This is a genomic window from Chitinophaga sp. 05T412 (genome assembly GCF_056396465.1).
Window position 1 is genome coordinate 119,651 of sequence record NZ_JBFTLN010000006.1, and the last position, 12,159, is coordinate 131,809.

A 12,159-nucleotide genomic window follows, 5' to 3' on the forward strand; every position below is an offset into this window, starting at 1 on the left:
GTATAGGCGTTTGGGTTTATGATACCCATCAGAACTTCTCAGGCTTCAACAGTACATATATCATGTAGCCGAAAACGAAAAGTGATAAAACAAATAATGCAGTCATAATAGAAGTGTTAGATCTTTTCGAAATAGTCGACCGATTTGAAGAATACAGCAAAGCAGGCCAGCCCTGCTAATACCAAAAGAATAGTCATGATCATAAAGAAGTGTTTTATATAGCGATTGTTTGTAAATGCTGAAGTCTCACATTCTTCAATGATAGCGGCAGCAATTCCTTATGCTTTCCACAGATCAGGGGGGACAGCGTGTACATAAAGGCGCTTTCGATGGCGTTCCGTAAGGCACTACTTCCGTTATGGTACAGTACACCGGCTACATGAAAGCAACGCTTCACTTCATGTAATTGTTCATTACGTATCATTCGGCCGGTATAATCAGCGAAGGTGTGAATCACTTTGCTGATAGTACCTTTTGCGGGTACCTGCTGTTCTGCCGGGAATGTTACCCCTGGTATCTGCGAACCTATCAGTTGAGAGATTTTCGAGTCTGGTAGCATGGATCAATTTGTTTTTGATACAAATGGGGGAATGCCATTGGAATGCCAGTATGCCAAAACAGGGTTTATTTCTATCTTATAAAATTGATTATCAATTATTTAAATAATAATTTCCGGAGATGGGGTTCGCGATGCGGTTTCTGAAACCATGCAGAAATGGTAGGGTGTATGCAGAAATGAAAGTGTTTTCCTACCTTGGCACCCGATTGTAATATACCCATTCCCGATACCTAAACCTATATTTCATGGATGAAATGAATGCATTGTCATCGATACCAACCCAACTACCTTGTCGTAATTGTGGCAATCCCGAAACGGAGTCAGGTTATGTAACGCCACTCTGCAAAGAATGCAGAAAACAGTTTAGTCGTTACCCGGTTCTTAACAGCGTGAAATGGGGCGCCCTGGGTGTGGCCCTTCTCTTTTTAATTTCCGGATATAATTTGCCTAAATATCTCAAAGCGGGCATCACCTACGAGCGGGCACTCAAAGCAGAGAAAACGCATCATTACATCACGGAGCAGAAGCTACTCGCACAGGTATTGCAGCAATTTCCCAACAACTTTGAAGCGGGCGCCCACTACCTGTTAGCAGCCATACAAAGCGATAATCTGGCAGAAGCCGACAGCATGCTCACCTTAATGAGCGAGCGGCAAAGTAATAACAAAGAGCTGGTCAACGAGGTAAACAAAGCAACAGAAGCTTTCCAATATTATAATTTATCGGATACCGCCTTTGCCACTTCTATAAACCAGCTGGCCGAAGATGAGCCGGAATATGTGCAACAACTGGAAAAATATTGTGCTAACCATTCCGGAGATGCCTGTGCCGCCTTCATGTTAGCCAGAAGTGCTTATAACAATAAGAACTACACCAGGGCAGACAGCCTCTTTAATAAACTGGTCAGCACCAAACCGGATTTCCATGCGGCCTATTTGTGGTTAGCCAATACCTATAGAGAAGAAAAGAAGTACGACGCATCCATAAAACTCTGTGAAAGAATGTTGGAGCAAAACGCGGAATCGCACCGTGCATTAGCTACCATGGCAAAAACGATGTTAAAGCAAAAACGCGATAAGGAAGCGCTACAAAAAGCCACCGCAGCGTATGAACTCAACCCGGATTCAGAAGGAACCATCTATGCCCTGGCCATAGCAGACCACTTCAATAACAAGCCCAAAGAACGGGATCAGTTATTTACAAAAATTAAAACGATGCCAGATACCGACTCTGCTACCATTGCAGAAATGGCAGACATCTTCAGCGGCAAAATCAGTTACCGGTAATCATCTTCCCAAAACTTAAAAAATCAGCAATATGTTTTTTGTTCCAGGTATTGTTATCACCGTCATTACCTTTCCGGGTGTAATTGTACATGAATTTGCGCACCAGCTTTTCTGCCGTTTATTTGGCGTAGCCATATTTGAAGTAAAGTATTTCCAGGTGGCTAATCCTGCCGGATACGTAATTCACGAAATACCACGTAACCCGGTACAGCAGCTGATGATCAGCATCGGGCCATTTTTCGTAAATACGCTGCTGGGCTTCATCATTGCATTTCCTGCCGCTATTCCGGTAGTACAATTTGAGTCAGGCACACTGTTCGATTATATCTTATTATACCTCGGCATTAGCATTGCCATGCATTCCTTTCCCAGCCTCGGCGATGCCCAAAGCATGTGGCAAACCCTCTGGCATGGCGAAGATACACCGATATGGCTAAAAATACTGGCCGTTCCGGTAGCGGGGCTAATTATGCTCGGCGCCCTGGGCTCCTTCTTCTGGCTGGATCTGGCTTATGGAATAGGCGTGGCGATTGGGCTGCCTAAGCTGATTGTTAGTTTATGTGCATAAAAAAAGGAGCGATTTGTATCGCTCCTTTTTTATTTACGTATCAGCACGCCCAAAGCCTACCGTATTACGAAACATCTGTGGCGACACATCCGTATTCGCTTTAAAAAAGCGACTAAAATAGAATTCATCCTCATACCCCAGCTCGAAAGCGATTTCTTTTATCGCTTTATTGGTCAGATACAGTTCTCTTTTGGCTTCTACAATAATACGTTCCGCAATCAGGTGCGTAATGGTTTTATTGAAATGCGTTCTGGTAACACGCCCCAGGGCTTTCGTAGAAATATTAAGCAATGCAGCATAATCACCAGCACTGTGTTTCATTTTAAAATTGCCTTCAATAGCATCCTTGAGCTGTTGAAGAATAACGGGTTCTTTGTATTGGCTATCTGAGAGTACGTTCAATTCCTCCTGCTGCTGAATTTTCAACCTCGATGCCGTTACCAGAAATATTTTCAGGTAAGAAATGAGCGCTTCATACTGCGCCAACTCCTTATGTTTCATCTCCTGCTTCATTTGTTCAATGATCATATTGAAAGTAGCGGCAGCGTTGCTATCTACTTTCACATAAGGAGCCTGGTAAATATTATTAAACAACACACCATTACAGGATACCTCTTTATGATGCATATGAATACAGAAAAAATCCGGATGAAACTGCAATGCCACACCGGTCAGCTGGGAAGTGGTACACAGCATAAACGGCTGATAAGGCGCAAATGCCAACAGGTTATTATCTTCAAAATCATAAGAGGAAAAATCCGATTTCAATTTCCCGCTTCCCTGGTGTAACCAGATGACCGAATAATAATTATTGCGCTGCACATGATCAAAATGATTATTGTTCTCAAAGGAGAATAGCTTTAGGGCAAGGTTTCCTGTGGCCGGATCTATCAGCGTATAGGCAGCAGTGGTATCCATAAATACTGGTTTGTTTGGCAATAAGCAGGTGTGTGCACTTTCACCTGCTTATTGATATCCGTAAATTTAAGCTATTGTAGCATGCGCTGCTACCGGTGGAAAATCTATTTCCGTTTCCGCAGTATGATTAAAATAATTAGTCAGAATATTCAATCCTACATGTCCTATCACTTCTCCAATTTCGCCTTCTGTTAAACCGGCGGCTTTCACTTCTTCCAGGTCTTCATTACTTACATGGCCACTTTTGCTCACCAGCTTCTTCGCAAATTGCAGGATAGCCTGTGTTTTAGCATCTGCGGCTTTACCTTCTCTGGCGTCAGCCAAAGTTGTGGCGTCAATTTTTACCAGGTTGGTCCCTATAAAGGTATGCGCCGATAAGCAGTAGTCGCAGCTGTTACTTTCTCCTACCGCCAGGGCTATCAATTCTCCTGTTTTGGCGCCCAGCGTTCCGCCGCCAAGTGCAGCACTCAGCTGAAGATAGCCATTCAGCAGGGCGGGGGAGTTCCCCATTGTACGCATCATATTGGGAACTACGCCGAGTTTGCCTTGTACGGCGTTAAACAGTTCTTTTGATTTACCGGTGGTAGTGTCGGGATTGAGTGCAGTTAATCGTGCCATTTTAAAGTTTTTTCTGGGTGAAAATTTTATTTGTTGTTGATAGCACAAAATTGGCCCAAAACAACCGGCCAGGCCATGCAGGATTGACGCTATCGCATGGACAATTTTCCCAGGGGCCTAAAGGCACCAAAAAGAAAGGATAAAAGTAAAGGGAATACTAAAAGTCTAACAAACCAAAGGTTAAATTGTGTCTATTCTTCAAATCAATAAATTGAAACTTAGGCGAATCCAGCTCTTTTAAGAGGGAGTATATTTTATAACTTTCGCCATCTGAAGATAAATAATATGTAATGTTGGATTCTACATCAGCAGTTGCAAAAAGCTTTGTATCGTTGGGGATTATATTACGTTCTGTAAGCTTTAATCGTCCTTTGTTTTTAAAGACAAGCCTGGCAAATTCACCAGTACGCTTTGCATGAGATAAATTAAACGGAATAATCTGGAGGTTTCTCAACGGCAATTCATTCATATCTCCAAGAACGCAGTATTCAGCTATAGAAATTGTGGAGATAAACATCGGGATATCCTGATCAATAAAATAGCGATAATAGCCATCAGCATTAGAGAATAGGGGATCTGACTCATTCAGGAATCGAATAAAAAAGCTGGTATCTAACAACACTCCTTTATGCATCATATCCTCCTCTTATTTCTTTCAACCAATCATCTGCATCGAACCCATCTGACCAATTATTGCGCGCTCTATTCCTTAATTCTTTCAAATAGTTTTCGTCATACCGCGGTTGATAATCCAGCAACTCTACAAACTTTAACGTTGATTTATCAATCTCTCCGGTTTCAGTATGCTGTTTTCCGACAACCCTTATGCCATATGTTTTATAGAGAAGATTATTCTCTAGCTGCTCCAGGTAATCTTTATTGGTTTGAATAATAACAATACCCTGATCTCCTGTTGCTAAATGAATATTGGATTTATCTTTCCCTCCCATGCTAATAACTTTACCATAGAAATAGAATTCAGCATTGGCCCAAATAGAAACGGTTCTGGAGAATTTAGTCGTTCTATCAATGTGGAGCTTATTAGAGTGCTCAATAGATGTATTTATCTCAAACGAATATTGTTTTCTTATTGCGATTTCCTGAAAGCTCTCAAAAGCTTTTGCTGTTGGCAAGTCTAAAAAGTCTATTGACTTACCAACAGCAATTTGCCCAAGAATAGCATTAAATCCTATAATATATTGAATAGATGTTTTAAAGATATGTCTGACAGAGCCAGCTTCCAATTGATAACTGATTATTGGTCTATCCTTCTTATCACTTGGCATCAAAAGCCCTTCCACTTGTTCCAACATATCCCTGATCTCTCGGATATCATAATTATCCGGAGTTAAATCAAGATTACCTTTGGAGCCATTTATTCTGACTTCTATGTAGCCAATTTTTTCCACCTAATAAATTTACGACAAAACAGGTTTTCAAAAGACATTCTAACTAAACAAATACAACACATCTTCCTTCGTCAACTTCTTCACAAAACCACTATCGTCGGAAATGATCTCTTTCACCAGTGATTTCTTACGTTCCTGCAACTGCAATATTTTCTCTTCCACCGTGTCTTTACAGATCATGCGGTAAGCAAAAATATTTTTCGTTTGCCCGATACGGTGAGTACGGTCAATGGCTTGTTGCTCTACGGCCGGGTTCCACCATGGATCTACGATGTATACGTAGTCGGCTGCAGTGAGGTTCAAGCCCACGCCACCGGCTTTGAGGGATATCAGGAATACCCGGCATTCATCGTTGTGCTGGAAGTTCTGAATGGCTTTTTCCCTGTCAACGGTGGAGGTACTACCATCAAAGTATTCGTAAGGAATTTTGAGGTGTTGCATCCGATCGCGGATCAGGCCCAGCATGCCCAGGAATTGAGAGAAGATCAGCACTTTGTGGTTACCGATGTTCTCAGATATTTCACGGGTGAGTTCATGCAACTTTACAGAGTGATTTGGATACTGCTCTGTATCGTTGAGGATAGCAGGGGAGTCGCAGATCTGGCGCAGCTTCATCAAGCCTTGCAGGATGGTGAGCTGAGAACGTTCCATACCCTGATCCTCAATAACACCGAGGATCTTAGAGCGATAGGTATTGCGATAGGCATCATAAATATGCCGTTGTTCCGCATCCATTTCGCAGAAGATCACGGTTTCTATTTTTTCCGGCAGATCTTTCGCCACCTGTTCTTTGGTACGACGAAGAATAAACGGATAGATCAGTTTACGCAGGTGTTCTTTTCTTTCTTCATCCTGGAATTTATCGATAGGCGTAGCAAATTCATTGCGGAAGAAGTCGACGCTACCAAGCATACCCGGATTCAGGAAGTTCATCTGCGCATAGATATCAAAGGTATTATTCTGCATCGGCGTACCGCTGAGTGCCAGTCTGTTCTTGGTTTGCAGCAGTTGCGCCGCCTTGGTTACCTTGGATTGTGGATTTTTGATGGCTTGTGATTCATCAAGAATCACGTAGTCAAATTCCACTTTCATGAGCAGCTGAATATCGCTGCGCAAGGTGCCGTAGGTAGTAATAATGGCATCAAATTTCACCAGCTCTTCAGAAGCTTTCAGTCGCGCTGGACCGTGGTGGATATGATGTTTGATATCTGGCGTGAATTTCTTTATTTCATTTTCCCAGTTGTAAATCAGCGTGGTAGGACAAACTATCAACGCCATGGTTTTACCACCGTTCTTGTTTTTGTAATACTGCAGGAAGGTGAGGGCCTGAATGGTTTTACCCAACCCCATGTCATCTGCCAGGATACCACCCCATTTGATGTCATCGAGGTAGTTGAGCCATTGGAAACCGCTTTCCTGGTAAGGACGCAGCGTAGCCTGCAGGTTCTCCGGCAGGGCAATATTGCGGATCTCATCGAACTGCAACAGCTTGCGGCGCTTTTGTTCCAGCTCTAGTACTACGGCTTCATCGTCAATAAACTCGTAGAGTTCATCGATGACGCTGAAGTTGTATTTGCTGAGTTTAAGTCCTTTATCTCTTTCTTCCCCTACTTTAAAGAGCAGGGAGTATTTGCGCAGCCATTCTTCCGGCAGGAGGCCCAGGGAGCCATCTGCCAGCTGAACGTAGTTCTGTTTGTTGGCCAGCGCATTTTTAATATCCTTGATACTTACTTTCTGATCACCGTATAATACTTCGATCTGTGCATCAAACCAATCGATGCCCGAGCTGATTTGCAGGTTGGTAACCGGCTTATGCGAGCTGAATTTGAAGTTACGCAGGTTGTCGAAGCCAAATACGCGCACATTCATTTCTTTCAGGGCGTCGAAGAAGAGGAAGAACCAGTTGTTCTTCAGCGCTTCTTTTGCGCGCAGGTAGAAGTAGTTGTGGTTATCGTGCTGTGCGAAGTTGGTATGTAAGGTGCGAAGTTTAGCTACAAATGTTTCTTCCGCATCTTTATTACGGTGAATGATGAGTACTTTGTTGCCTTCCTGAACGGTGATTTTGCTTTCATCGTTCCATTCTACTTCCTGTCCGCGGTAAGCGAAGCCTGGCTGTATGATGAAGGTTTCGCCCAGTTCTTTCAGGAATACGCGGGGTTCCGGCGTGATATCATCTACCTCAGCCAGCAAATCTTTGTCGAACTGGATATCGTACTGGCGACTCAACGGCAGCAGATAATCTTTCAGGTAGGCCGGCCATTCCTTGTTGACGATGCGCAGCTTACCACTTTGTCTGAAGAGTTCTACGTGCAGAGCGTCCTGTGGGCTTTCAAACAAATAAATCACTTGTTTGTAAAGGAACATCAGGGGGCTATCCCATTCGTTGCCTGCTACGTTGACCAATTCTCCTTCAATGTTTACGAAACAGTTTACTTCCACGTGCGTATCGCCGGTGGTGGTTTTGATGACGAGCTTGAGGCGTTCGGCACCTATTTGCAGCAGCTGTAAGTTCTTTGTTTTGAAGGCTTGCCTGTTGGGTAAGGCAAATACCAGTCCGTGCTCGGCCAGCTGTGGGAACAGTTTGGCGAGTTTGGGATGCAGGTATTCCAGCATCAGCTCTTTTGTTTCGGTGGGTAGTTCTTCCGCATTTTCGTGCGTAATATTTTCCCATATGCCGGCAAAAGGAGAGTTTTTGCTAAGGAATTTACTCACTTCGCTGCCTTGTAATTTTCGTATAGGCGCTATGAGTTCCCTGTCTTTTTCCTTGAACTGGTAGAAGTCTACGTATTTGGTGAGATCCAGTTTGCTGGCAAGGGATACGAAGCCGTTTTGTTCTTCGTTTATTTCGCCGCTAACCAGGTCTATTTTGAAATAAGGATACAACGATTCGTTGGCGTTAAATACGGCTGCTAATCGTTGTGTAATGGTAATGGTTTCCTCTGTTGGTGGTGGTGCTGTAACGGGCTGTCTGCCGGCGGCGGCGCCATCTACGCGTTTAATGGACGGGTCCAATACGCGGAGGAATGGTTTACCATCCATGTAGGAGAAGGCAAATTTTCCGTTCAGGTCATCTGACAGGGAGTAACCGTAGAGGGAGAGGAGTTTATTTTTCTCTTTATCCCAGTTACGGAGGGTATCGAAATAAAACGGTCCGTTTTTCTGCAGCAATTGCAGGAACAGGGCGGTTTTATGCACACAGAGGGCATGATCCGTTTCATCACAGGTGCAATGCGTATCAAAGAAGCGTTCCTCATTCCGTTGAATGATCAGGGGGAATTCGGCTCCATTGAGCTTCAGCAGGGCTTCTACCTTTTCATCTTTCGCTGCAATGATTTTAGCGGGATGTTTTTTGGCGATTTCTTCTGCTTCGGCCAGGATGGTGCCAGAGGTCAGCAGTTTGATGGATTTTATGTCGATAGACTTCATCTTAATCAGCGTATGTTGCTGATCAAATTGTGTGTCGAAGCTCTCGAAATGATTTTTATCCAGCATTTCCTGGAGCTGGAAAAGCGCGGCTGCTTCGTGCCGGCAGATGTCGCCCAGGTTGTAAGGGCATTGACACCGGATGGACATACCGGTTGTTTCTCCATACTTGCTGATGGAAACACGGTAGTAATTGGCGTGTGTGTCGCTCTTTACGCGGAAGGTAGCTGATTTCAGTACCGGGTCTGCCTCGATGAGTTCAACGCCCCCGGCCGAAAAAATACGCTTCCCCCTGCGGATCACTTCATCAGTGCCGTTGTTGTAAACATATTTTAGCAAATGGGGTAGCGACATACTATACGTTGTTGCCCGCTTTTATTATCAGCACAAGGGTTAATAGATATATCAAAAAAACTTAACAGCTGATAAAAAGGCAATCCACAAAAGTAAGCAGAAATTTTCTAATAACCCGCAGTCCACACATTAAGAACGCATTAACCGCTCCCCGTTTGCCATGGCGGGAAGCAGGATTTTTTCAACATCTTTTTTTACAAATATAGATGCCTGTTTATCAATCATTTAATTCGCTGCAGATATCTCTCTAAGGAAAAATCTACGGCTGCCTGCGCACCTGTTTTAATATATTTCCCAAAAGCACCATACATGGCATCGTATGCCAACGGTTTTACGGCCGTATGTAACGTGTTAATTTCCCGGGCAGATAAAGGAATATTATTGGGATAGCTGTACATCACAGACACCGTTTTCCGGTCGGATGATACCTGAATCACATCTCCCACCAGTAGCTTCCCCTTGCCGGCAGGGGAATAAAGCACATTGGCGCCGGGGAAATGCCCGCCACATAATACCAGCTTAACGCCGTCCCATAATGGTAATTCATTTCCTGACCATAGCTTAATCACGTCATCGCGGCGTTGTAGCCATTCCGCATCCAGCTKGTGCACATACACCGGAATATTGCCAAAAGCATGGCTCCATTCCACGATGGTAGAGAAATAATGCGGGTGGGAGAGAGCAATGGCTTTGATACCTCCCAGCTGCTGTATGATCTTTATCGTAGAGGCGTCGAGGTTAGCAATGCAATCCCACAGGATATTTCCCCCCGGCGTAATGAGCAAATGCGCCCGCTGTGCAATAGCAAAATCCGGCGTGCTGTAAATGGCGTACAAATCGGGCGCCACCAGCTCTATTATATTCTTATGCGTTTTTTGTACCTGCTCCAGCGTGGTCCAGCTTTGACCACCGGGATTTACGTATTGACGGTCATCTTCACAAATCGGACAATGTTCTGGTGTTTGCTCACTGGCTTCATATTGCACCCCGCAAGTAGTGCAGAGATAATGTTTCATAGTCGTTCCTTTATTATTTTCGGGGAGAATATAAGCATTTTTAAACAGCACAGGCAAGCCCATCATGGCGAGGGTGCTTTGCTTAATCCATTTCCTTCTGGAGGTATCGTCTGACATATTCATTAATTTTACACCACAAAAGTAGGTTAGCCACCAAGGCGTCTCAATGGACATACCATACAATTACTTGTACATTTGAACATGCAACAAAAACAGATTCCTTCTCATCGTATTCATGATGGCGTTACCGCTAACATTCCGTCACACCTGAGCGATGTGCTGGTATCGGGTATTAACGAGGACGGAAAAATCATGACGCGCCAATATCCTCACCGGCATGATTATTACGAAATTATGCTACTGAACGAAAGTGAGGGTATTCATCATATCGACTTCACCGCCTATCCCTTCAAAGGCCCGACAGTATTTATGTTGTCGCCCGAGCAGGTGCATGAACTGGCGCGCACAACCGGCAGCCGCGGATTTTCGCTGAAATTTAATGCACCTTTTTTCAGCAGTGGCAACGACCCCGATCATCAGCTATACGCCCACTTCCTGTTCGATAACCTCCAGGCTTATCCAGTGATTAAGCTGCAACCGGAAGAATATACCCGCCTGCAAACCTTAATAACACTGGCCCTGCAGGAATATAACCTGGGCGCCAACGGCGCCGCAGATATCCTGTATTCCTATATCCGGGTAATACTCATGGAAATACTGCGTATCCGCAAGCAACACCTGCAGGAAAGCCACTTGCAGCCAGGCATAGCGCAAACGCAAATGCTGACTTTCAAAAAATTATTGCATCAGCATTTTCAGGAAAAACATGCGGTACAGGACTATGCCGCTTTATTACATATCACGCCGCAGCAATTAAATACACTGGTACAAAAACTGGCTGGTAAAACCGCTGGCGCTCTGATTAAAGAAAGGATACTCCTGGAAGCCAAACGCCTATTATTTATGGAGACCCTGAGTGTCAAAGAAATAGGCTATCAGCTTGGATTTGAAGATCCTGCCTACTTTAACCGCTTCTTCAAAAAAAATACAGGCCTCGCTCCGCAACAATTCCGGGAGCAGGCACAACAAGCATAAATAGCAGCTTAGCGCGAATTTTTGTCTTGATCAGGATTAAACTGATTAGACTGATTATCTATTAAAAAAAATAGCGAAGATCGATGGGGATATCCACATCAGTCTTCGCTAATCTTCTAAAATCAAAAATATTATCTAAAAAATCAGTCTAATCAGTTTAATCCTGATCAAGACAAATTATCCGGCTATCAGTTCTCCAGCCCTGAACAATGGCAGCACATTGGCGCCATCCGGGGTGAGACAATAGTGTATATCTTTTTCCAGCCCATACTTCGCTAAACGTTGGTAGTGAGAGGCTTGTTTCATGAAGGTGTGGATATCGCCTTTGGCGCTTTCATACAGAGCTTCAGCGGCAATAGCAGAATCGCAGTTCACATCAAAATGTGCCTTAATGCGGCTTACCACGGCGCCGGCAAACAGGGTATCTTCCATGTTTACACGGTCTTTCCAGGCAGCACAACCAAGGATTACATTTTTATTTTGTGAGATAAGGTACTCACAAACTGCACTAATATTCGGGAAAGAACCGGTAACGATCTGAATAGCGTCTTTGGCCATATGCAACAGTTTCGTGCCGTTGGTAGTGGTTAATACCAAGGTTTGATTTTCCACGAACTCACGGGGATACTCGAAGGGAGAGTTACCATGTACCAGGCCTTCCGCAATTTTACCATCGCGTTCGCCGGCGGTAATGCCGCCAATAGCGCGGCCAATGTTCACACATTCTTCCACGCTGGCTACCGGTATTACCCGGGATGCGCCGTTATAAAGGGCGGTGCAGATGGTAGAAGTCGCGCGCAGTACATCGATAATTACGACAATACTGTTTTTTACATCAAACAAATGTAATAAAGCCGGGGATAAACATACTTCCAGGCTGGGTTTGTTGCTTTCTGTCATTCAGTTACTTTTA

Annotated in this window: 11 protein-coding genes; 3 read left to right on the forward strand and 8 right to left on the reverse strand. The window is 44.1% G+C overall.

The window, feature by feature from the left end; all coding sequences use genetic code 11:
* Nucleotides 1–214: 214 nt before the first annotated feature.
* The gene (locus AC1DFM_RS14945; protein WP_477077532.1) at nucleotides 215–559 is read right to left on the reverse strand and encodes a DUF7674 family protein; all 345 of its coding nucleotides are present in this window, start codon (nucleotides 557–559) and stop codon (nucleotides 215–217) included.
* A gap of 245 nt (nucleotides 560–804) precedes the next feature.
* On the opposite strand from AC1DFM_RS14945, the gene AC1DFM_RS14950 reads away from it, so the two are divergent.
* Entirely contained in the window at nucleotides 805–1,845 is a 1,041-nt protein-coding gene (locus tag AC1DFM_RS14950; protein WP_477077533.1) for a tetratricopeptide repeat protein, read from the forward strand.
* A gap of 31 nt (nucleotides 1,846–1,876) precedes the next feature.
* A complete protein-coding gene (locus AC1DFM_RS14955) occupies nucleotides 1,877–2,413 on the forward strand; it encodes a DUF3267 domain-containing protein (protein ID WP_477077534.1) in 537 nt (178 codons plus the stop codon).
* Between the two features lie 33 nt (nucleotides 2,414–2,446).
* On the opposite strand, the gene AC1DFM_RS14960 is transcribed toward AC1DFM_RS14955, so the two are convergent.
* The 6 genes from AC1DFM_RS14960 to AC1DFM_RS14985 all read right to left on the reverse strand — a co-directional run bounded on the left by AC1DFM_RS14960 (nucleotide 2,447) and on the right by AC1DFM_RS14985 (nucleotide 10,268).
* Nucleotides 2,447–3,331, reverse strand: coding sequence for a helix-turn-helix domain-containing protein (locus AC1DFM_RS14960; protein ID WP_477077535.1), 885 nt, complete (start codon nucleotides 3,329–3,331; stop codon nucleotides 2,447–2,449).
* 66 nt (nucleotides 3,332–3,397) lie between these two features.
* Nucleotides 3,398–3,949, reverse strand: coding sequence for a carboxymuconolactone decarboxylase family protein (locus AC1DFM_RS14965; protein ID WP_477077536.1), 552 nt, complete (start codon nucleotides 3,947–3,949; stop codon nucleotides 3,398–3,400).
* A 157-nt stretch (nucleotides 3,950–4,106) separates the two neighbouring features.
* Nucleotides 4,107–4,586: a hypothetical protein gene (locus tag AC1DFM_RS14970; protein ID WP_477077537.1), complete on the reverse strand. Its 480-nt coding sequence runs from the start codon at nucleotides 4,584–4,586 to the stop codon at nucleotides 4,107–4,109.
* Nucleotides 4,576–5,358, reverse strand: coding sequence for a hypothetical protein (locus tag AC1DFM_RS14975; protein ID WP_477077538.1), 783 nt, complete (start codon nucleotides 5,356–5,358; stop codon nucleotides 4,576–4,578). The genes AC1DFM_RS14970 and AC1DFM_RS14975 overlap by 11 nt, the downstream gene beginning before the upstream one ends.
* Nucleotides 5,359–5,397: 39 nt before the next feature.
* Complete coding sequence (locus AC1DFM_RS14980) at nucleotides 5,398–9,135, reverse strand: DEAD/DEAH box helicase (RefSeq protein WP_477077539.1); 3,738 nt, start codon at nucleotides 9,133–9,135, stop codon at nucleotides 5,398–5,400.
* Between the two features lie 221 nt (nucleotides 9,136–9,356).
* Nucleotides 9,357–10,268, reverse strand: a complete 912-nt coding sequence (locus AC1DFM_RS14985) for an MBL fold metallo-hydrolase (RefSeq protein WP_477077540.1) — start codon at nucleotides 10,266–10,268, stop codon at nucleotides 9,357–9,359.
* Nucleotides 10,269–10,352: 84 nt separating this feature from the next.
* Here AC1DFM_RS14985 and AC1DFM_RS14990 point away from each other — a divergent pair, with 84 nt between their 5' ends.
* Nucleotides 10,353–11,246 carry a helix-turn-helix domain-containing protein gene (locus AC1DFM_RS14990; RefSeq protein ID WP_477077541.1) on the forward strand — a complete coding sequence of 298 codons (894 nt, stop codon included), beginning with the start codon at nucleotides 10,353–10,355 and terminating at the stop codon, nucleotides 11,244–11,246.
* A 177-nt stretch (nucleotides 11,247–11,423) separates the two neighbouring features.
* On the opposite strand, the gene AC1DFM_RS14995 is transcribed toward AC1DFM_RS14990, so the two are convergent.
* On the reverse strand, nucleotides 11,424–12,146 hold the full coding sequence (locus AC1DFM_RS14995; protein WP_477077542.1) for a 2-phosphosulfolactate phosphatase: 723 nt from the start codon (nucleotides 12,144–12,146) through the stop codon (nucleotides 11,424–11,426).
* Nucleotides 12,147–12,159: the final 13 nt, after the last annotated feature.